We start from the raw sequence: 20,669 nt of genomic DNA, 5'->3' as shown, positions 1-20,669 counted from the left end.
GAAGTCTAGCGTAAAAACGTCATGGCGAGGACCAGCAGGATGGCGCCCATCGTGAGATTGAAGATACGCTGGTTGCGGGGCGCTTTCAACACGCTGCGAATCGAGACGCCGAACAGCGCCCACATGGCGTTGCACGGCGTGCCCACCACGGTGCCGATCACGGACACCAGCAGCGCGTTGGCGAGCATATTGCCCTGCGCAGGCATGAAGACCGACGCCATGGTGACCGCCTTGAGCCAGCTCTTGGGGTTGAGCGCCTGAAACAGCGCGGCCTGCGCAAACGACACGGCTTTCGCTGTGCTGCCTCCCGCCACCGAGGCGCCGGCAAGCTTCCAGGCCAGGAACATCAGGTACAGCGCGCCCGCGATCCGCAACACCTGCTGCGCCATCGGATACGCGAAGAACACGCTGCCCAGCCCCACGCACATGAGCATGGTCTGCACAAAGATGCCGGCCTGGATGCCGAGGATCACCGGCAGCGCACCGCGATAGCCGAAATTGGCGCCGGTGGTGGCCAGCATGACGTTGTTCGGCCCCGGCGTGGCGGACATCACAAAGCAATAGCTCATCAGGGGCAGGAGTTCGGTCATGGCAGGCAGTCGCAGCGTGGAGAAGGCCCCAGTCTAAAAGCGTGGCACGGCAGGGACAAGGCACAAGGCGCCGCATACAGGCACATGCTGTATCAGTCGAACGACTGCTACAGCGGCGATACAGGCAGCCCCGCCCGGACAAGCATTTGGAAAGCGCTGTTTCTGTCCGGTTGCGGTCGACAGTGCCGAAGGGCATTGTCAACATTGATAACGGACTTCAGCGTCCACCGCAGGCGCACAACGCAACTGGCGGATTGTCAGTGGGCTCAAGCGAGTCGAATTGTCATTTCAAAGGCGCTTCCACATTGGCCGGGATACCACCCCTTCATCAATGCCTGTCGAATAGCGTGTTCCACAACTGAGGGCGTGATAGCACGCGTGAAATTACCCAGCCAAATATCCGGACGTGCGATATCTGTTCTCACCAGAAGGGTGGTTCGGCCACCGCTTTCAGATTCCACTGCGAAAGACAGATTCGCTTCCCCCATGGCCTGTGTATAGGTGGGCAGACTGACCGACCATCGATATGGTAAAGAATCGACAATAATTCGGCGGCTTCCTTTTCTTGCAATGGACATGATATTTCCTGTTCGCCTATGCCAATCTTGTATTGGCCGGCCGGCGTTGTAAGATCACTGAATCCCGTGGTCCGTCTTGATTACAGAAAGGCGCGAACCAATCGCGTCAAATCGTCGAGAAATGCGCTTGATCGACGTGCTGTTCGGCCACTTCGCGCGCCAATGTCGCTGAAAAAAGTGGATTGATCAGCGCTTCCCTCAGCTATTCTCCTCAAAGCATTTGCCGACAGGCACCCGGCGGCTTGCCGATGATGCGCTTGAAAGCACGACTGAACGCGGCTTGAGATGTATAGCCAAGGCGTCGGGCGACGACGTCGATGGACACTCTTTCGTGAGTGAGCAATTGTGTGGCAAGGCGCATTCTCAATTCCGTGGCATAGCGCAGGGGCGGCACGCCGATGGTGGTTTCAAAGCGTCGCGCGAAGACAGAGCGGGAGATATGACACTCCGCAGCCAACTGTGCAACTGTCCATTCACGACCAGGCTGGCGGTGCAGCGCCAATATGGCAAGAGCAAGGCGCGGATCCCGCAATGCGGCGAGGAGACCAGAAGCGTTTTCACAACCGCATTCAATCCAGCCGCGCACGATCATTGCTGCCGCGACCTCCGCCAGGCGAGCCAGAATGCCTGCAAAGCCAATACGGCCGGCGCAGATTTCACGCTTCATGGAATCAAGAACAGGCAGTAAGCCAGGATAGCCTTGCGCTTGCGTGTCGGCCACCATGACGGTTGGCATCAGCTTGCCGATCCCTTGCATCCCGCCGAGATCGAATTCCATGCAGCCGTAAAAAATAACCGCACTGGGCATGGGGTGCGTACTGGGACATGTGTCGACTCCGCTAACGGATTCACCGAGGGGCGCGGCATCGAACTTTGCGATGTCCTGAAATGCAATATCAGCATCCGACAGAAGCTGATGTCTCCTGCCGTGAGGCATGAACACCGCGCTACCGGCAGACAGCTTGTGCAACTCACCATCATCGGTACATATGAAGGCAGTGCCAACGGCCAGGAAGTGGAAGTAGGCGTGGCCTGGCTTGTCTTCAAAGCCTATGCCGAACGCTGGGCCGGTCTGAATACGGCGGTACTGGACTCCACGCAGGCGCATACCTGTCAATAGTTCGCTGATGAGATTAGATGATGGGGAAATTTGATTTTGCTTGCTCATTTTAGGTGTTTCGATCAAAACATCAGGAGTTACCATCATAGATCATCCTGGATTTTACCTCTAGACTTTCGACTCCGATTGTTTTAGGGATTGTAGAGATGAACAACGATGTTTTTGCTACCAAGCAAACGCCCAACGCGAACGATGTGTCTGTTTCAGAGCCAGCGGCAGCAGCATGGATGGCCGTGTTTTCACTGGCAATGGGGGTTTTCGGTTTACTGACGGCGGAGTACCTGCCAGCCAGTCTGTTGACCCCGATGGCCTTCGATCTTGGTGTATCGGAGGCACTAGCTGGTCAGGCAGTGACGGTGACGGCCGTCGTGGCCATGTTCGCCGGGCTGTCGGTGCCAGGCCTCACGCGTCATTTTGACCGGCGTGTCGTCTTGTTGGCTTTCACAGTGCTGATGATCGCCTCCAATTTGCTGGTGGCGTTGTCCTCTAGCTTGACAGTATTGTTGGTGATGCGCATTCTTCTGGGCGTCGCGTTAGGCGGCTTTTGGAGCATGGCGGCAGCCGTGGCCATGCGGCTGGTGCCGGCAAAATTGGTGCCGCGAGCGCTATCCATCATATTCAGTGGCATCGCCATCGGGACGGTCGTTTCCGTACCGTTGGGCAGCTACCTGGGGGGACTATATGGCTGGCGCAGTGCATTTATAGCAGCCGCGGCTGTCGGAGGGCTGACACTTTTGTTTCAATTGTTCACGCTGCCCCGTATGGCGCCGCGCACGATGATGCGCACGACATCGGTACTGCAATTGCTCCGTCGCCCGGGGATTGGGATCGGGATGTTGGGCTGCGTACTTGCCCATACCGGGCAATATGCATTGTTTACCTATATTCGCCCCGCTCTTGAAAGCATTGCCCATATCGATGTAAACGGTTTGTCTCTGATGCTCCTGGGTTTTGGTGTCGCCAACTTCGTTGGCACGCTGCTGGCCGGCTGGCTAATGGAGCGTAGCCTGCGTGCTACTTTAGTGCTCATGCCTGCGCTGGTGGGCCTGGCGGCGTTCGGCATGATCTTACTGCCAGTCGAAGGAACAGGCCTGATGCTTTTGGTCGCTCTGTGGGGCCTGGCGTTCGGCGGCGTACCAGTCGCCTGGTCCAACTGGGTAGCCCGTGCTGTCCCTGATCAAGCGGAGACAGCTGGTGGCATGGTCGTCGCTGCGGTGCAATCGTCAATAGCTGCCGGCGCTGCATTGGGTGGCATGATGTTCGGGTTGGGTGGAGTGACAGGCGTTTTCATGATTGCTGGCGTGGTGATGCTGTTCGCCGCTCTCGTTATCGCTTTAAGAGTTCGAGTCGAACTGCCGCAGTGACCCGCCACGAGTTCGCCAGACGCTCTTCAGGCGATCAAAAATACTGCCTTTCGCTGATGACCAGTTCACCGCCAGCGTACGATATTCTCGGTCTCACCGAGCGTTCATTCAGATGCTCGGGAAAGAGAACACTCTGGCTGCGGTCGGTTCCCTCGACAAAACGCTTCATCCTGCTCTCCTGATTACGTCAAATGAGATATTAACGCTTCAGAAAAAATCTCGTTTACATTGGGGTGCGTTTTCACACACTCTGGCCCCAAAGCAGAAGTTCAGTTTGTCGGTGGTAGTCGCTCTAAACGCACCCTCACTACACTATCTTCATTTTCGACTTTTCGATTGAAAATACGAGGTTAGCGATCTCGCAAGGGCTCTATGCCGGGATGAGGAATCTATGCAATACCCAGGGATCGAGAGAAGGCAGCGTATGCAGCAGGAGCGATTCGCATAGCAAAACTAATATGCAGTTTACTTGCGCACAGGACACAGATATAGTCTAGGCAACAAATTAATGCAGACCTGATTGGAGCATTTAGGCATGAACCCATCTTCTACCCGTCCCGTCAGGCCTGTAATTCTTGTCGTGGACGACACGCCGGATAATCTTCTGTTGATGGCCAACTTGCTCAAGGATAGTTATACGGTCAAAGCAGCGAATAACGGCGAGAAAGCACTGCGCATCGCGCGCGATGCACCGCCGCCCGACCTCATCCTGCTTGACATCATGATGCCTGGGATGACCGGCCACGAAGTGGCGCAGGCACTGCAGGGCGACCCGGCCACGCGCGACATACCCATCATCTTCTTGACCGCTATGGCCTCCAGCGAGGACGAGACGCACGGTCTGGAGCTGGGCGCGGCCGATTACATCACCAAACCGATCAGCCCGCCCGTGGTGCTGGCGCGCGTACGCACCCAACTCAAGGTCAAAGACGCGGCCGACTTCCTGCGCGACAAGAACGAGTACCTGGAACAGGAAGTCCAGCGCCGCACGCGCGAGCTGGGCGCGATCCAGGATGTCACGATCCACGCCATGGCCTCGCTGGCCGAGACGCGTGACAACGAGACCGGCAACCACATCCGCCGCACCCAGCACTACGTCAAGGTGCTGGCCGAACATCTGAGCGAGCATCCGCGCTTCCGCGCTTTCCTCGACCCCGACACCATCAAGCTCTTGTTCAAGTCGGCGCCGTTGCACGACATCGGCAAGATCGGCATCCCCGACCGCATCTTGCTCAAGCCTGGCCGCTTCGAACCCGAGGAATTCGAGATCATGAAGACCCACACCACGCTCGGGCGCGACGCCATCGCCCACGCCGAACAACAACTGGGCATGGACGTCGACTTCCTGCGCCTGGCCAAGGAGATCGCCTACTCACACCAGGAAAAATGGGACGGCAGCGGCTACCCCGAAGGCCTGGCCGGCGACGCCATCCCGATTTCGGCGCGGCTGATGGCGGTGGCCGACGTCTACGACGCCCTGATCAGTCGTCGCGTCTACAAGGAAGGCATGCCGCATGAAAAGGCAGTGCAAATCATCGCCGAGGGGCGCGGCTCGCACTTCGATCCCGACGTCTGCGACGCCTTCCTGGCCAACCTGCCCGCCTTCCAGCAGATCGCCGCGCGCTACGCCGACAGCGACCAGGACATGGCCAAGCAGGCTGCCGCCATCGCACACACCCTGCCTGCACAGTGAGCGCCGGCATGCGTTCGCCCCTGGCTTATCTTGAACGGCTGCGCCTGCGCCAGAAGCTTGCGGCCGGCTTTTGCGCAGTGCTGCTGCTGGCCCTAGCGCTGGGGTTGCAAAGCCTGCGCACCCAAGACCAGTTGAGTAGCGACATGCAGCGCCTGCTCAGCGAGGGCATGATCGGCATCGTACAGGTCAAGGAGGCCCGCATCCAGCTCAACCGCTTTGAGCTAATGCTGCACAAGGTGGCCAACGGCCCGGACCCTGTTGCCGTCGACAAGGCGCTCGAACAGCTAGACAAGACGCGCGAGCAGCTACACTTTGCCGTCGACGAGGCCCGCGCCACCCTGCTGCGCATCGACAACCAGCAACGCCATAACGTCTTTGAAAGCATGCTGGCGCGCGCCGAGCGCATCGCCGACGAGGCAATCGAACTGGCGCGGCTGCACCGCAACGCCGAAGCCAACGCCCTGCTCAACAGCGAGCGCTTCCAGCACGCGATGCGCACCGCCGACCGGCAGATGGCCGAGATCGCCGCCGTCAAGGATTCCAACGCCCGCAGCACCATCTACCAGATTCGCCAATTCGCCCTCACCAGCAGCACCCTCACCTACGCCCTGCTGATCGGTGGCCTGGCGGTGGCGCTGCTATGCGCCTGGTGGATCAGCATCTCGATCCGGCGCCCGGTCAACCGCCTGCGCGAGGCGGTCGATGCGCTGGCCGCCGGCCAGCTCGACAGCGTGATTCCGCATACTGACTACCAGAACGAAACGGGCGACCTGGCCCGCGCCATCGCCAAGTTGCAGGTCGAATCGCGCCAGCTCGACATGCAGCGCTGGATCAAGTCGCAGGAAGCCTCGATCCAGGCCGAACTGCAGCAAGCGGCCAGCCTTGACCAGGCCGCGCAGCGCCTGTTGACGCTACTCGCGCCGCTGGTGCAGGCTGGCCAGGGCGCGCTCTACTTGCTTGACGAAAACGCCGCCGCATTGCGCCTTGCCGCCAGCTACGCCGCCGATCCGGACCATCCGCCGGCGCCGCAACTGGCGTTGGGCAGTGGCCTGCTGGGTCAGTGCGCGCAGGACCGCCAGCCGCTCCGGCTCGACGCCCTGCCGGACGACTACGTGCAGATTCACTCGCAACTGGGGCGGTCGCGCCCACGCCACCTGCAGGTGCTGCCACTGCTGCACGGCGAGCGCCTGATGGGCGTGCTGGAGCTGGCCGGCTTCGACGCTCCCAGCGAATCGGGCCGGGTGCTGATGGACGAGCTGCTGCCCAAACTGGCGATGTCGCTGGAAATCAAGGCACGCAGCCACGCGGTGCAGGCCATGGCGATCGAACTCGAAGCGCAGCAGGTGGTGCTGAAAGCCACCGAGGCCTGGTATCGCGGCATCATCGAGGCTGCGCCGGACGGCATGCTGGTAATCGATGTGCACGGCCTGATCATGATGACCAACCCGCAGCTCGACCAGCTGTTCGGCTACGAGGCCGGCGAGTTGGCCGGCTTGCCGATCGAAACGCTGGTGCCGCCGGAGGCGCACGGGCGCCACGTCGGCTCGCGCAATGGTTTCATCGAGCAAGGCACGGCACGCCAGATGGGCATGACAGGCGCCGACCTGCACGGTATGCGCAAGGATGGCAGCCGCTTCTCGGTCGAGATCGGCCTGTCGCGGCTGCCGGCTATCGCCGAGCGCGGCGTTTGCGTGTGCGCCTCGGTGCGCGACATCAGCGACCGCAAGCTGGCGGAGGCCGAGGTTCTGCGCGCCAAGGAGATCGCCGAGGACGCTACGCGCGCCAAGAGCGATTTCCTGGCCAACATGAGCCACGAGATCCGTACGCCGATGAACGCAATTATCGGCATGAGCCATCTGGCGCTACGCACCGATCTCGACAAAAAACAGCGCAACTACATCGAGAAGGTGCACCGCTCGGCCGAGAACCTGCTGGGCATCATCAACGACATTCTTGACTTCTCCAAGATCGAAGCGGGCAAGATGAACATAGAGCAGGCCCCGTTCCGGCTGGAGGACGTGCTGGAGAATTTCGCCAGCATGATCGGCCTGAAGGCCGAGGAAAAAGGCCTGGAACTACTGTTCGCCACTTCGGCCGACCTGCCGACCGCATTGGTAGGCGATTCGCTGAGGCTGGGTCAGGTATTGGTCAACCTCGGCAACAACGCCGCCAAGTTCACCGAACGCGGTGAGATCGTGGTCGGGATCGAGATGGCTGCCGACGCCGGGGATCAAGTCGAGCTTCACTTCTGGGTGCGCGACAGCGGTATCGGCATGACGGCCGAGCAGTGCGAACGCATGTTCCACTCGTTCAGCCAGGCAGACAGCTCGACCACGCGCAAATACGGAGGCACCGGGCTAGGTCTGGCCATCTCCAAGAAGCTGGTGGAGCTGATGGATGGCCGGATCTGGGTCGAGAGCATGCCGGGCGAGGGCTCGACCTTCCACTTCAGCGCCCGTTTCGGACGCCAGACCGAGGTGCAGCCGCGCCGCATGTTCCACGCCGACGAGCTGCTCGGCCTGCGCGTGCTGGTGGTCGACGACAACGCCAGCGCGCGCGAAATCTTGTCGACAATGGCTCGCAGTTTCGGCTTGGAGGTGGACCTCGCCGACAGCGGCCACAGCGCGCTGCGCACCATGGTCGAGGCTGAGCGCAAAAGCCTGCCCTACGACTTGGTGCTACTGGACTGGCGCATGCCGGGCATGGACGGCGTCGAAACGCTGCAGCGCATGCAGAGCGGCGCCGTGACTCACATCCCTTCTGTCATCATGGTGACTGCCTTCGGCCGGGACGACGCTCAGGAAGCGGCGGCGCTCCAGCAGGTGGCGCTGCCAGCCGTGCTGACCAAGCCAGTCACCCCGTCGACGCTGCTCGAAGCAATCGGCGAGGTACTGGGCAAGGGCGTGGTGGCCGAAACGCGCCAGGCAGAGCGACAGGACCGCAGCGCGGCCGACCAGGCCCGCATGGCCGGCGCCCGCCTGCTGCTGGCCGAGGACAACGATATGAACCAGGAGCTAGCGCGCGAGCTGCTTGAAAGCGCTGGCATCGTGCTCACCATCGTAGGCGATGGGCAACAGGCGCTGGACCTGCTGACCCAAGCCGGGACCGCCGCCTTCGACGGCGTGCTGATGGACTGCCAGATGCCGGTGATGGATGGCTACGAAGCCACCCGCCGCCTGCGCGCCCAACCCCGCTACGCTCAGCTGCCGATCATCGCCATGACCGCTAACGCCATGGCCGGCGACCGCGAAATGGCGCTGGCGGCCGGCATGAACGACCACATCTCCAAGCCGCTGAACGTCGCCTCCATGTTCGCCACCATGAGCAAGTGGATCCGCCCGGCGCAGCCGGCTGTAGCAACGCCCCCGGCGGAGCAGCCCGATGCCGAAGACAAAACGGCCGCCGACGCCCTACCTGCCCAACTCCCCGGTATCGACCAGCGCGCCGGCCTGGCGACCAGCATGGGCCGGCAGGACCTTTACCTGCGCATGCTGGTGCGCTTCCGCGACGGCCACGCTAGACTGCGGGGGGAATTTGAGGCTGCGCGGCAAAGCGATGACCCCACAGCGGCGGCGCGGGTAGCCCACACCTTGCGCGGCACCGCCGGCAACGTCGGTGCCAAAGGCGTGGCGGCGACAGCTACCGCACTGGAACTGGCATGCAAAGCTGGTGTAGCCGAAGCCGAACTGGCTGTGCTGCTGACGGCGGTCGAAAACGAACTGGCGCCGGTGCTGCTCGGCTTGGCGGCACTGGGCAACTATACTGCAGCGGCAGAGAACACCCGGGCCGGGGCCATCGCAGCGGCTCCCGCCCTGCCGCCGGACGCGGCCGCCACACTTGCCCAGCTGCGCAAGCTGCTGGCCGACAGCGACACCGCCGCGCTGGATGTGCTGGAGACATTGGAATCGCAAGCCGCCGGCCACCCGCTGGCGCGACAGCTGCGCAAAGTCAGCCAGGCAATTGAACGCTTCGACTTCGACGCTGCGCTGGAAGCGCTTGATGCCGTGGTGCAGCCAGCCTGACAAGCAAGGCCGCCGCGCGATTCGCCTTAGGCCGGGGGCGGCACCGACGGCAGGCTGACAATCAGGGTGGTGGTCTGGAGCTCGTCATCGACGGCGAAGGCCACCTCGCCGTATTGCGCGCGCGCCAGTAGGCGTGCCGAATAAGTGCCCAGGCCGGTGCCGCCGGACTTACCGTCGGTGACGAACTTGTCAAAGAAGCGTTCGCGTATCGGTTCCGGGATCACACCCTTGTTGACTATCTCGATGCGCAACGGGCTTCCGGCGTACAGCGTGGCAATGACACGGGTGCGCTCTGGCGCTGCCTCGCAGGCGTTCTTGATCAGATTATTCAGCAGCGAATAGGTCAGCATGGCATCGCCCAGCGCTAGCGGAGCGTCGATGCCGACATCGAAATCGGTGTCGACCGCCAACACCAGCTGCTTACCCGCGTAAGTGGCGCGTGCCGTCTCAACCACCCGCCGCAACATGTCGCTGATGGGCAGCGGCGCTGCATGGAGCACGTATTTTCCCGTCTCGATCTTGTACAGCTCGGTGGACAGGTTGACCATGTCGGTCACCTGCAGCATGGCCTGCTCGGCCAGCCGCAAATTCTCAAGCTGTCGGCGGTCCATGTCGGCGGCGTCGATCAGCGACTGCACTATGCCGATGGCGCCGGCCAGCGGTCCCTTGAGGTCGTGCCGCGTCATGGCCTCGACGTCATCGCGCAGGCGGGCGATGGCGAGCATGTTGTCGTAATCGGCTTGCAGGTGGCGGCGCAGCTCGACGTAGCGCATGAAGTTGTCGACCCGCAGCTTGAGCTGGGCCGGGTCGATTGGCTTGGTAATGAAGTCCACCGCGCCCAACTCCATGCCCTGCAGGCGCGCGGCGTCGTCGGTCAGGGCTGTGACGAAGATTATGGGCACGTTTTCCGCGCCGGGATGCTGGCGCATGCGGCGCGCCACTTCAAACCCGTCCATGCCAGGCATCATCACGTCCAACAGCACCAGGTCGGGTGGCGTGTCGCTGCAGCACAGAGCCAACGCTTTCTCGCCGTTGTGCGCTGCCTTGATGCGGTAGCGGCCCTTGAACACATTGGCCAGCACGTACAAGTTGTCGGCAGTGTCATCGACCAGGAGCAAGGTCGGCGGCAACGGTTGCGGCGGTGGCAAATGAACCACAGCCGGTGGCACGACGACGACATCGTCTACGATTACAGCAACGAGCGGCGCATCGATGTTCGTGTCCGGCACTGGTGGTGCAACCTGGTGCGCCATCGCGCGCTTGATGCTGGTGGCCAGCCGGCCCGCCGTGTAGGGTTTGACCAGCAGGTCGCTGACACCGCTGCTGATGGCCGTTTCGATGCGGCTGCGCTCGGCCTCGGCGGTGATCATAATGAACGGCATGTGCATATGGCGCGGACTGGAGCGTATCATCTGCAGTAGGGCGATGCCGGTCAACGCTGGCATATTCCAGTCGGAGATCACCAAATCATAACGCTTGCGCTCAATCATGCGCCAAGCTTCGGCTCCATCGGATGCGAGCTCCACCGCCCCATAGCCGAGCGAGGTCAGTTGGCCAGCAGTGACCTTGCGCATTGTTTCGACGTCGTCGACCACCAGTATTCTCAGCACTTCTGCCATGTCGCCCCCCATGTCGGGCCTGCTACATTGCGTAGCAGACCGCCTCATTTATTATGAGGCATTTTTTTGCTGGGTTGGAGCAAAAACATTTCAACCCATCGTTATTATGTTATAAGGCACAAATAGTGTGACATGAAAAAACGGTGACCATTCTGCTTTGTTCGCGCTAGTAGCCGACGACGTGTTAGCCACGATCTACGGCAGTTCAAGCAGATAGGACTGGCCCACAGCGCAATACGAAGAAAAAATCGCGGTACCATCGAAGGCTATCAATCGGTGGAATACGGCCTCACCGCGTCGGCTAGCGGAATACTTCACCTGAAGCTCAAGAGGAGCAATCACTCAGCATTTCAACTTCAGTTCGCCTGGCAGGGATTAAGATGTGTTCATTGGCTCGCGTGACGGAACGACTCCTACCCAAATAGCCGCCAACTTCGGCTTCTGGCCGATACCGCACAGTCAAAATGATTCAGTGCACGAACTTACTGCCTTCAGCGCCAGCAAGAGGTTTGGTCCGGTGCGCCAAGTCCTCTCACTGCCACTTACGGCCCCGGCGCCGTCTCATCGGGGCAGCTGACCTCATCCTCTGGCGTATATAAGGTCATCGGCACGCGCTGGCCGTCGACTTCCAGTTCGCGCACTTTCGGCGGCACCAGCTGGAACTCGCCCGCCTGCAGTTTCTCGCGCAGGGGCTTGCAGCGCAGGGCATCCGTGGGGATTTGCCCGCGCGCGATCCAGCTGCCGTCGTCCTTTTCCGCCAGCAACACCGACGAGGCACGCGGGTCATTGCTGATCAGCAGCACGTCCTGCTTGCCATCGCCATCGAAATCGAGCAGGTAGGCATCGCACTGCGGCCCTGCCCGTTTCAAACAGGCGGGCAGGCGCCAGGCCGGGCTCACTTGCGTCCAGTCCTGGCGCAGGAAACTCTCCGGCAACTTCGCCGTGGCCGGGCGCAGGGTCAGGTTGATCGACACGTCGCTCAGCGCCCCCGTCTCGTCGAGGCGGTTCTGGCGCTTGAGCATGGCTTCGGCACGGGCCCGCACGATGGCCACGTCTGGCCCCGTCGTGCGTTTCGTCAACTCCTGCAAGGCTGCCTGGCCATAGCGGGCGCCCTGGAAGCGCAGGTATTCGAAATCGAACTTGTCCACGCCGATCTTGCCGCTGTCCAGGCGCGCCATCTGGCTGGCCACGGAAATGCGGGCCGGGTCGGCCAGGGGCGAGAACAGGGCGAACAGCACCAGCAGGGTGACGCCGGCAGTGGCCACATTGACGTTGGCGATCAGGTGCAGCCAGTCGCCATACTTGCTGGCCGCCCAGGCATAGCCGGCGGCGTAGCAGGTGGCGACCAGCAGGCAGGCGGCAGCGATCAGGCGGTCGGACGTCCAGCCATGCGACATCACGCGCAGGGTCAGCGCATAGATGGCGATGCCCACCACCCATGGCAGCAGCAGGCAAGCCAGGCGCGTGCCCAGGCGGATGCCGCGCGCCACGCCATGGCCCACTTCGCCATTCTGGAAGGCGGCATTGATCAGCACCACCAGCACGCCGGCCATGCCCAGCAGCACGGACGCCGCATGGCGCGTGGCCCACAGGCGCTCGAAGCCGATGAAGGGCAAGGTCAGCAGGAAACCGGAGACGAGCACGGCGGCGATCGGCATCAGCCACGACAGCAGCACCAGCAGCAAGGTGCGGATGCCGCGCACGATGGACGGACGCACGTCCGTGATGTGGATGGCAAACGAAAACGCGAAGCAGATGACGGGAATCACGAACCAGGCCTGGCCCAGCAGTTTTTTCAGGAAACTCAGTTTGATGAGCAGGAACAATTGTCCGCCCAGCCACAGCACCAGCCACAGGCCCAGCACGAACAGCAGGGAAAACAGCAGCTGGATACCGAGCTTCCAGGCGATTTCAAAGTAGGTAGGATAACGGGCGATGCGCTGGCCATCCTGGGCGCTGGCCAGCACCAGCGCGTGGGCGATATAAAAACCCACGACGCAAAAACCGAACAGCTGGGCGGAAATGACGCGCAGGGGCGCGCCCGGCTTGTAGTTGCCCCATATCACGTGCTCGGCGCCGCGCGCCACGTCATGCCAGGCCAGCACGGCCATCACGACGGCCGCACCCGCCATCCACAGGCCGATGCGCTTGACCGACATGTGGCCCAGGCTGGACACCAGCAGGATCGGTAGCAGCAGGCTGATCAGCATCAGCGGCGCCAGCAGATAGGCTTCCGTGGCGGGCCAGACCTTGTCTTGCGCCGTGCTGTACAGCCAGTACAGCAGCAAGCCTTGCAGCAGGCCCGTCACCAGGCGCGTCACCGCGATGCGCGGCGCCACCACCGGATCGAGCAACGCCATGTTTTTTCCTGCGACATCCTGCTGCATAATCATCCTCTTAATAGTCGTTCATTGCAGTCATTGCTGTACTGCGAGCACGGCCATTATTGCATTTCGTTATCGTCATCTCAACAGCGATTCACGCGCACGCCCTCCCCGCGCGTCTTCACTGCGGCGCAATGGCAGGCTTTGCGCGAGGCCCCAGGCCAGTTCCGGCACGAGGAACAGCCACAGCACGGGTTGGCCCGTCACCAGCAGCGCCCACGCCATCCAGATGGAAAACAGGTAGCGCGCCGCCGCGTCGTAGCGGCCGAAGCGCGGCTGCGGGTCCAGCATGCGCAGCACCGACCAGACCATCACCACGCTGCCAAACAAGCTGCTGATGAGCAGATGAAACGGTCCGAAGACGGGCAGCGGCAGGCCGCCCAGGCTCACGTTGAGCGCGTTCAAGTGTTCGCGCAGCAGCAAAAACGTCCACGGCGTGGTAAACGGGGCAATCATGAGCACATCATAAATGGCGCTGGCGCGCACCACGCGGCGGAAGGCGGAAATGGACAACATGGGAACTCCTGGTTATGGAAAGCACCCATGATCGAGCTTGGAGTACACTCCATGGTCAAGCATTTTATGAAAGAATTCCATGCAGATCGGCGAGATGGCGCAGGCGACGGGCTTGAGCCGCGATACCCTGCGCTTTTACGAAAAGCGGGGCTTGCTGCGCGCGCGGCGCGGCGCGAATGGCTACCGCGACTACCCGCCCGAGGCGGCCGACTGGCTGCGCTACCTGCGCACGGCGCAGCAGCTGGGTTTTACGCTGGCCGAAATCGAGGCCGACATGCCGCTGCTAGCCAGTGCCGGCGATCCCGCCACGGCGGACCTGCTGCGCGCGGCGCTGGCGCGCAAGCTGGGCGAAATCGATGCGCGCATCGCGGGATTGACGCAATTGCGCGGCGAACTGGTGCTGCGTATGGGGCCGCAGGCGGCCGATTGTCCATTGCGGGGCGATGCCGGTGCAGCGCACTAAATTACTGCCGTGGCTTTACCTGCTGGGCGCCGAGCTGGCCTGCGGCGACTTCCTGTCCCGGCTGGGCAAGAAACCCGCGTATCTCGTCTACCAGGGTTGCCAGCAAAACAGGGAGCGCCATGAAGTCGGTGGCAAGCATGCGCAGCAGACGGAAGCGTATCTGCGGCGCTGCCCTGGTGGGACAGGCCCTTAGTCGAGTTCCTGCCGCGCCACCAGGATGCCGTCCGCATCGGCATAGATCCAGTCGCCCGGATGCACGGCCACGCCGCTGATCTGCACACGCACGTCGCGCTGGCCGGCGCCCGTCTTGTTGCTCTTGCGCGGATGCGTGGCCAGGGCGCGCACACCGATCTGGCAGACATTGATTTCCTCGCTGTCACGGATGCAGCCATCGACGACGATGCCGGCCCAGCCGTTGTTTTCGGCCAGCACACCCAGCTGGCCGCCCACCAGCGCGCGGCGCAGGCTGCCGCCGCCATCGATCACCAGCACATGGCCCTGGCCCGGCGTCTCCAGGGTGCTGCGCACGAGGGCGTTGTCTTCGAACACGTGCAAGGTGGTGGCGGGGCCGCTGAAACGCACGCGCTGGCCAAAGGCGCGGTACACGGGCGGCAGCACGGCCAGGGTGCCATCGTCCAGCATGGCTGCATAGTCGTCGCACAGGTCGGTGGTGGCAAAGGTCATGGGAATTCCTTTCGTAGCAGATGGCAACGATTCTATGCCTTTTGCAGCGCCGCGGCACGGGTTTTGCCGCCCACGCCCACGGCCGTGGCAATCGCCAGCGCCTGGAACACGCCGATGAAGACGAACAGCAGGGCCGGATGGTCGCCATCCATCAGCGCGCCAAAGAACAGGGGGCCGACGGCCAGGCCGCTGTCGAGGCCCGAATACACGACGCCATACACGCGCCCGGTGGCATTTTTCGGCGCGGCCGCGCGTATCATCAGGTCGCGCGACGGCCCCGCCACGCCGGACGTCAAGCCGATGGCGCCCATCAGCACCACCGCGCCCCAGGCCGGCACGACGGCCATGGCCAGCAGCACGGCCAGCAGCGCGGCAGCGGAAAAGGCGATCGCCACGTTGCGGTCCGGCTGCTTGCTGCGCGCGCCCACCACGCCGCCGGCCAGCATGCCTACGGCCGAGGCCAGCATATAGGCCGTGTAGGCGCTGGTGGCCAGCGCCAGGCTCATGCCATACAGCTTGACGAGGGCCACGCTGGCAAAGCTCTGGATGCCGCCCAGGGCGATGGCGGTAATGAAGAAAAAGGCAAAGCACATCCACACGGCAGGCAGGCGCAGGAAGTCCAAGGTGCCTTCGCCGCCAGCCGCCTGGCCTGGCGCGGCCTTTTTCACGGGCTCGGGACGGATGGCGTGGCGGTTCAGGAACAGGATCAACAGCACGCCGAACGGCAGCACGGCCGCGCATTGCAGCGCGACCCGCCAGTCATAATGGGTGGCAACATACGTCATGAACAGGGGCGACAAAGCCCAGCCGATATTGCCGCTGATGCCATGCACGGAAAAGCCGTAGGCCACGCGGGCCGCCGAGACGCGCTGGTTGAGGATGGTGTAATCGGCTGGGTGGAACACGCTGTTGCCCATGCCTGCCAGCATGGCGCCCAGCATCAGCGCCGCATAGCTGTGTGCGGTGGACAGGGCCAGCGCCGACACGCCCAGCAAGAAGATGCCGGAAAACAACACGGCGCGCGCACCGAAGCGGTCGACGACAAAGCCGGCCAGCGCCTGCCCCACGCCCGAGATGATGAAGAACACCGTCATCAGCAGGCCCAGCTCGGCATACGACAGGCCGAAGGCCGGTTTCAGCCAGACGAACAGGGCCGCGAGGATCAGGTGATAGAAGTGCGACACGCCATGCGCCAGCCCCACCAGGCCGATGACGCGGGCGTCGCTGCGCAGGGTGGGAATTTCGGATGCCGAGTGAGTTGTGATCATGTCATACCCTGTCTTATACTGGTGAAGCTCAAGTGTATGCAAAATACCATCGTCTGTTTTCCGACAGAACGACATAATTTATCGAATTAAGGCCAAGCTGATGGGTGTACCTATCCTCCACCATACCCGCATGTGTCCGCCACGGGAAGCGCCCAGCGCGACCATCCCCGTGACGATGGTCGCGCGCGACCTGCAAACCGATGAATTTCTCTTGCCGCACAGCCATCCATGGGGCCAGGTGACCATGGCGCTCGAAGGCGTGCTGCGCATCACCGCCAACAACAGCAGCTGGGTGCTGCCGCCCATGCGCGCCATCTGGATCGCGCCCAACGTGGAGCATGCCGTCACGATACTGGAAAAAACCCGTTTGCGGCCACTATGCATCCATGCCGCGCGCGCGCCGTTCGCGGGCCAGGACTGCAAGGTGCTGGAAGTATCGAACCTGCTGCGCCAGCTGATCATGGCGCTGGAGCAATTGGACCCGGGCCAGGAACCGGCGCGCGAGGCGCTGCTGGCCGAACTGATCCTCGATGAATTGAAACGCTCGGCCACGCATCCCATCCGCGTGCCCTTGCCCAGCGACAAGCGCCTGAAAACCCTGTGCGACAGCCTGATCGAGAAACCGGGCTTGAACCAGACGCTGGAACACTGGGCGCAGCAGGTCGGCGCCTCGGAGCGTACCCTGGCGCGGCTGTTCGAACGGGAATTGGGCATGAGTTTTGGCCAGTGGCGCCAGCAGGTGCGCCTGGCGCACGCGGCGCCCCTGATCGCGCGCGGCGTGCCGCTGTCGCAGGTGGCCGAAGAACTGGGCTACGCCAGCCAGTCGGCCTTTTCCGCCATGTTCAAGAAGACTTTCGGCAGTTCGCCGTCAGCCTTCTTTGCCCAGGGCGAGCGCTCTTAGGCCATGAAGTCGAAGAGGGAATTTTTACCGGTATAACCCGGCAAGGCCGAGTTCGTTCCCATCTGTTCCTGTGCGGAATATGCTTTCACCAGCGCCTGCGCCTGGGCCGTCAGCGCCTTGGCCAGCACGGCTTTCTTGTTGGTCAGGGTGGTGATGTCCTTGCCGACCGTCTGCACTTCCTTGCGGATGATGCTCGTTTCGCCCGTCAGCTCGCCGATCTTGCTGACGAACTGATCCGCCACACCCTTGCCGTTATTGGTAAACATCTTGCTGACGGCGTCCGGATCGGCCGCGATGGCCGCCTTGAGCTTTTTATCGTCGAGCACCAGCTCGCCACTCTTGCCCAGGGTCACGCCGGCGCTGCCGAGCACCGACGATGGCACGCCCGTGCTGGCCGTGCGCAGTACTTGCTCCATCTGCGAACGCACCTGACCCAGGGCCGTGTCGGACTTCAAGTCGCCCTGCTGCAAGCTCTGCAGCTTGCTGTTGAGTTCATTGTAGGCCGTGACGAAGCTGGCCACGTTGGTCGCGATCTGGCTGCTGTCCTTGGCGATGACGAGGTCCGTCACACCCTTTTTCTTCAATTCGATGGTGGCGCCCTCGACAGCCGTCGTCAGGGTATTCGTGGCGCTCTTGATCTCCTTGCCGTCGACGGTCAGCAGCGCATCCTGCGCCGCGGCCGTCTGCTGCATGCCCTTGCCGGCGCCAGGCGCATAGCTGAGCAGATTGCTGACGGCCGCGTCGCCGGACACGCTGATGCGCATGCTGCTGTCGGCGCCGCTCTTGCCGTTCAAGGCCAGCGAGTAGCCATCGGGACCCTTGACCACGCTGGCGTCGATGCCCTGCTGCTTGAGCGCGGCGGCGATGCCGTCGAGGCTATTGTTGCTGCTGTCAATCGTCAGCGAAATGATCTTGCCGCTGCCGGGCGTAAATTGCTTGCCGTCAGCCGAACCCACTTCGATCTTCACCAGCGCCGGCGCACCGGTGCCGATCGGCGCGCTCGAGGATTTCTGCGCGCCGCTGAGCAGGGTCTGTCCCTGCGCCAGCTGCTTGACGTTCAGTTCATGGCTGCCGCTGGCGGCCTTGTCGGTGGTGGTGGCGCTCAGCACATCCTTGCTGCTGGACGTGGCCGACGTGGCCAGGCCGCTGCCGGCCATGTTCTTGGCCACGGTCTGAAATTTTGCCAGCGCCGATTGCAACTGGCCCAGGCCCGAGAACTTGGCCTGGTCGCGCGCCAGACTGGCGTTGAGCTTGACAACGCCCGTGTTCTGCGACTGCATCTGGCGCTCCACCTTCGCATACACATCGGCCGAGATATTGCCCTGCGTCGTCTGCTGCGTGTTGTTGGTGTAAGCCCTGCTGTTGATGGTCGAATTAAACATGGTAGGCGTTCCCGTCGGGTGTAAGGTCAAGGCGCACGGTTCAGGTCGTGACCGTGCTGCGCTGGAGAAGGACGGCAGGCTCGCATGGCGCGGCGGCGTCCCTCTTCTGGTTGATAATTATGCAGTATTACCGGAATATCAAAACAGCGAACAGAGCAAGTTTTTCCTGACTGCAAACCCATATGCACCATTTTAGCGCATTTCACCTGCAGCACGCTCCCGGCTTTCCTCAGCGCATGAATTTCGAAATGGCGCTGCTGACGGCCATGTCCAGGTGCAGGAAAGTGAGTCCCACCTTGAAACCTGCGCTGCTGAAAATACAGTGCGAGACGGACACGCGCGCCTCGATGATGTGCGCCGCGCCATCGTAAAACAGCTCGAACAGCACCTTGCCCTGCTTGCCTGTCGGCACCGGCTCCGCGATGACGGCCGCCATCCCGCCCGGCCCCACATCAAGCGTGCGCGCCGCCACGGGACCCGCGCCATCCATTACCAACATTGCCTTGGCACGCAATATCTTGCGTGCGCCCTGCCTTTGCTCAACTGACACTATATTCCGCTTCTCTAACTATGCATTGTCGATGCGGATTCACGGGGTGAATCCATCGGACAAATATTATAGTTCCAAACGGAAATTTTGTTTGACTTGTCTCAAGCTTGGCATTTAAACCATACCAACTATTACTCCAGGTCGCGTAACTTGTTAAACGCTTCGTCGATACGCTCGACGCCGATGACCTTGAGGCCTTCAATGACTTGCTTGGGCAAGTTCGACTTCGGCACCACAGCCAGGGTAAAGCCCAGCTTGGCAGCTTCGCGCAAGCGCTCCTGGCCCCGTGGCGCGGGACGGATTTCGCCGGCCAGTCCCACCTCGCCAAACACGACCAATCCCCGTGGCAGCGGCTTGTTGCGCATCGACGAGTTAATCGCCAGTAACACGGCCAGGTCGGCCGCCGGCTCCGTGATTTTGACGCCGCCGACGGCATTGATGAACACATCCTGGTCAAAGGCGGCGATGCCCGCGTGGCGGTGCGCGACGGCCAGCAGCATGGCCAGACGGTTCTGCTCCAGGCCGACGGACAGGCGGCGCGCATTCGGCAAGTGGCTCGTGTCGACGAGGGCCTGGATTTCCACCAGCAAGGGGCGCGTGCCTTCCTGCGTCACCATCACGCAGGAACCGGGCACCTGGTTATCGTGCTGCGACAGGAACAGGGCCGATGGATTCGACACCCCCTTCAGCCCCTTTTCCGTCATGGCGAACACGCCCAGTTCGTTGACGGCGCCGAAACGGTTCTTGATGGCGCGCACGAGACGGAAGCTGGAATGGGCGTCGCCCTCGAAATACAGCACCGTGTCGACGATGTGCTCGAGCACGCGGGGGCCGGCCAGCGCACCCTCTTTCGTCACGTGGCCGACTAAGATGATGGTCACGCCCGTCTGCTTGGCCGCCCGCGTCAGCTGGGCCGCGCATTCGCGCACTTGCGCCACGGAACCGGGCGCCGAGCTGAGGGCGTCCGAATACACGGTCTGGATCGAATCGATGACCACCACTTCCGGTTTCAGGTCGTTCAAGGTGGCAAGGATCTTTTCCAGCTGGATCTCGGCCTGCAATTTGAGTTCCTTGGCATCGATGACGAGGCGCTTGGCGCGCAGGGCGATTTGCGCGCCGGACTCTTCGCCGCTGACGTACAGCACGCGCTTGTGGTGCGACATGTTCGCCAGCGCCTGCAGCAGCAGGGTCGACTTGCCGATGCCGGGGTCGCCGCCGATCAGCACCACGCCACCGGCCACCATGCCGCCGCCCAGCACACGGTCGAATTCCTCGATGCCCGTGCCGAAACGGGGCACGTCGATGGCGTCGATATCGTCGAGCGACAGCACGGGCGCCGTCTGGGCCAGCGACATGTGCTGCGGGTTCGAATAGCGGTTGTTGCCGCCCGTTTCGGGCAGGCTTTCCACCATGGTATTCCACTGATTGCACGAGGTGCATTGCCCCATCCATTTATTGCTGACGGCGCCGCAGTCGCTGCAGGTGTAGACGGTCTTGACTTTTGCCATGGTGTACTTTGCCCGGGTAAGGAATAA

17 protein-coding genes are annotated in these 20,669 nt (G+C 62.3%); 6 read left to right on the top strand and 11 right to left on the bottom strand.

All coding sequences use genetic code 11. The features are described from left to right. Positions 1-5: 5 nt before the first annotated feature. From HWE17_RS20375 to HWE17_RS20365, 3 genes are all read right to left on the bottom strand, one after another. Positions 6-590, bottom strand: a complete 585-nt coding sequence (locus HWE17_RS20375) for a LysE family translocator (RefSeq protein WP_176390020.1) — start codon at positions 588-590, stop codon at positions 6-8. Positions 591-856: 266 nt separating this feature from the next. Then, positions 857-1,168: a hypothetical protein gene (locus tag HWE17_RS20370; protein WP_152598724.1), complete on the bottom strand. Its 312-nt coding sequence runs from the start codon at positions 1,166-1,168 to the stop codon at positions 857-859. A 211-nt stretch (positions 1,169-1,379) separates the two neighbouring features. Next, the gene (locus HWE17_RS20365; protein ID WP_176390019.1) at positions 1,380-2,375 is read right to left on the bottom strand and encodes an AraC family transcriptional regulator; all 996 of its coding nucleotides are present in this window, start codon (positions 2,373-2,375) and stop codon (positions 1,380-1,382) included. Positions 2,376-2,434: 59 nt separating this feature from the next. Between HWE17_RS20365 and HWE17_RS20360 the strand changes: the two genes are divergently transcribed. From HWE17_RS20360 to HWE17_RS20350, 3 genes are all read left to right on the top strand, one after another. Continuing rightward, complete coding sequence (locus HWE17_RS20360) at positions 2,435-3,652, top strand: MFS transporter (RefSeq protein ID WP_176390018.1); 1,218 nt, start codon at positions 2,435-2,437, stop codon at positions 3,650-3,652. A 535-nt stretch (positions 3,653-4,187) separates the two neighbouring features. Further along, on the top strand, positions 4,188-5,345 hold the full coding sequence (locus HWE17_RS20355; protein ID WP_176390017.1) for a two-component system response regulator: 1,158 nt from the start codon (positions 4,188-4,190) through the stop codon (positions 5,343-5,345). Between the two features lie 8 nt (positions 5,346-5,353). Further along, positions 5,354-9,367 carry a response regulator gene (locus tag HWE17_RS20350; RefSeq protein WP_176390016.1) on the top strand — a complete coding sequence of 1,338 codons (4,014 nt, stop codon included), beginning with the start codon at positions 5,354-5,356 and terminating at the stop codon, positions 9,365-9,367. Between the two features lie 26 nt (positions 9,368-9,393). Here HWE17_RS20350 and HWE17_RS20345 read toward each other — a convergent pair whose 3' ends face one another. From HWE17_RS20345 to HWE17_RS20335, 3 genes are all read right to left on the bottom strand, one after another. Further along, a complete protein-coding gene (locus tag HWE17_RS20345; RefSeq protein WP_176390015.1) occupies positions 9,394-10,986 on the bottom strand; it encodes a hybrid sensor histidine kinase/response regulator in 1,593 nt (530 codons plus the stop codon). 542 nt (positions 10,987-11,528) lie between these two features. Continuing rightward, the gene (locus HWE17_RS20340) at positions 11,529-13,346 is read right to left on the bottom strand and encodes a DUF4153 domain-containing protein (protein WP_176390014.1); all 1,818 of its coding nucleotides are present in this window, start codon (positions 13,344-13,346) and stop codon (positions 11,529-11,531) included. A gap of 102 nt (positions 13,347-13,448) precedes the next feature. Beyond that, positions 13,449-13,886, bottom strand: a complete 438-nt coding sequence (locus tag HWE17_RS20335; protein ID WP_176390013.1) for a hypothetical protein — start codon at positions 13,884-13,886, stop codon at positions 13,449-13,451. 79 nt (positions 13,887-13,965) lie between these two features. Here HWE17_RS20335 and HWE17_RS20330 point away from each other — a divergent pair, with 79 nt between their 5' ends. Together HWE17_RS20330 and HWE17_RS20325 are read left to right on the top strand one after the other, a co-directional pair. Beyond that, entirely contained in the window at positions 13,966-14,349 is a 384-nt protein-coding gene (locus HWE17_RS20330; RefSeq protein ID WP_176390012.1) for a MerR family transcriptional regulator, read from the top strand. Beyond that, positions 14,336-14,542, top strand: coding sequence for a DUF4952 domain-containing protein (locus HWE17_RS20325; RefSeq protein ID WP_176390011.1), 207 nt, complete (start codon positions 14,336-14,338; stop codon positions 14,540-14,542). The genes HWE17_RS20330 and HWE17_RS20325 overlap by 14 nt, the downstream gene beginning before the upstream one ends. On the opposite strand, the gene rraA is transcribed toward HWE17_RS20325, so the two are convergent. Further along, positions 14,539-15,033 (bottom strand): ribonuclease E activity regulator RraA, encoded by a 495-nt coding sequence (gene rraA / locus HWE17_RS20320; RefSeq protein WP_176390010.1) that lies wholly within the window; start codon positions 15,031-15,033, stop codon positions 14,539-14,541. The genes HWE17_RS20325 and rraA overlap by 4 nt on opposite strands. Positions 15,034-15,065: 32 nt before the next feature. Continuing rightward, entirely contained in the window at positions 15,066-16,301 is a 1,236-nt protein-coding gene (locus HWE17_RS20315) for an MFS transporter (RefSeq protein WP_176390009.1), read from the bottom strand. Positions 16,302-16,401: 100 nt separating this feature from the next. Between HWE17_RS20315 and HWE17_RS20310 the strand changes: the two genes are divergently transcribed. Then, positions 16,402-17,202: a helix-turn-helix domain-containing protein gene (locus tag HWE17_RS20310; protein ID WP_176390008.1), complete on the top strand. Its 801-nt coding sequence runs from the start codon at positions 16,402-16,404 to the stop codon at positions 17,200-17,202. On the opposite strand, the gene fliD is transcribed toward HWE17_RS20310, so the two are convergent. From fliD to radA, 3 genes are all read right to left on the bottom strand, one after another. After that, positions 17,199-18,584: a flagellar filament capping protein FliD gene (gene fliD, locus HWE17_RS20305; RefSeq protein ID WP_176390007.1), complete on the bottom strand. Its 1,386-nt coding sequence runs from the start codon at positions 18,582-18,584 to the stop codon at positions 17,199-17,201. The genes HWE17_RS20310 and fliD overlap by 4 nt on opposite strands. A 229-nt stretch (positions 18,585-18,813) precedes the next feature. Next, complete coding sequence (locus HWE17_RS20300) at positions 18,814-19,134, bottom strand: PilZ domain-containing protein (RefSeq protein WP_225241901.1); 321 nt, start codon at positions 19,132-19,134, stop codon at positions 18,814-18,816. A 131-nt stretch (positions 19,135-19,265) separates the two neighbouring features. Further along, a complete protein-coding gene (gene radA / locus HWE17_RS20295) occupies positions 19,266-20,642 on the bottom strand; it encodes a DNA repair protein RadA (RefSeq protein ID WP_176390005.1) in 1,377 nt (458 codons plus the stop codon). Positions 20,643-20,669: the final 27 nt, after the last annotated feature.

It is taken from the genome of Janthinobacterium sp. BJB401, from assembly GCF_013372745.1.
Lineage (GTDB): Bacteria > Pseudomonadota > Gammaproteobacteria > Burkholderiales > Burkholderiaceae_D > Janthinobacterium > Janthinobacterium rivuli.
The sequence above is the reverse complement of the archived record's forward strand: the minus strand, read 5'-3'. Positions and strand labels throughout refer to the sequence as shown.

Excerpts from the sequence above, each read along its gene's own strand:
- HWE17_RS20375 (WP_176390020.1), bottom strand. The coding sequence starts at position 590 with ATGACCGAACTCCTGCCCCTGATGAGCTATTGCTTTGTGATGTCCGCC.
- HWE17_RS20370 (WP_152598724.1), bottom strand. The coding sequence starts at position 1,168 with ATGTCCATTGCAAGAAAAGGAAGCCGCCGAATTATTGTCGATTCTTTA.
- HWE17_RS20365 (WP_176390019.1), bottom strand. The coding sequence starts at position 2,375 with ATGATGGTAACTCCTGATGTTTTGATCGAAACACCTAAAATGAGCAAG.
- HWE17_RS20360 (WP_176390018.1), top strand. The coding sequence starts at position 2,435 with ATGAACAACGATGTTTTTGCTACCAAGCAAACGCCCAACGCGAACGAT.
- HWE17_RS20355 (WP_176390017.1), top strand. The coding sequence starts at position 4,188 with ATGAACCCATCTTCTACCCGTCCCGTCAGGCCTGTAATTCTTGTCGTG.
- HWE17_RS20350 (WP_176390016.1), top strand. The coding sequence starts at position 5,354 with ATGCGTTCGCCCCTGGCTTATCTTGAACGGCTGCGCCTGCGCCAGAAG.
- HWE17_RS20345 (WP_176390015.1), bottom strand. The coding sequence starts at position 10,986 with ATGGCAGAAGTGCTGAGAATACTGGTGGTCGACGACGTCGAAACAATG.
- HWE17_RS20340 (WP_176390014.1), bottom strand. The coding sequence starts at position 13,346 with ATGGCGTTGCTCGATCCGGTGGTGGCGCCGCGCATCGCGGTGACGCGC.
- HWE17_RS20335 (WP_176390013.1), bottom strand. The coding sequence starts at position 13,886 with ATGTTGTCCATTTCCGCCTTCCGCCGCGTGGTGCGCGCCAGCGCCATT.
- HWE17_RS20330 (WP_176390012.1), top strand. The coding sequence starts at position 13,966 with ATGCAGATCGGCGAGATGGCGCAGGCGACGGGCTTGAGCCGCGATACC.
- rraA (WP_176390010.1), bottom strand. The coding sequence starts at position 15,033 with ATGACCTTTGCCACCACCGACCTGTGCGACGACTATGCAGCCATGCTG.
- HWE17_RS20315 (WP_176390009.1), bottom strand. The coding sequence starts at position 16,301 with ATGATCACAACTCACTCGGCATCCGAAATTCCCACCCTGCGCAGCGAC.
- HWE17_RS20310 (WP_176390008.1), top strand. The coding sequence starts at position 16,402 with ATGGGTGTACCTATCCTCCACCATACCCGCATGTGTCCGCCACGGGAA.
- fliD (WP_176390007.1), bottom strand. The coding sequence starts at position 18,584 with ATGTTTAATTCGACCATCAACAGCAGGGCTTACACCAACAACACGCAG.
- radA (WP_176390005.1), bottom strand. The coding sequence starts at position 20,642 with ATGGCAAAAGTCAAGACCGTCTACACCTGCAGCGACTGCGGCGCCGTC.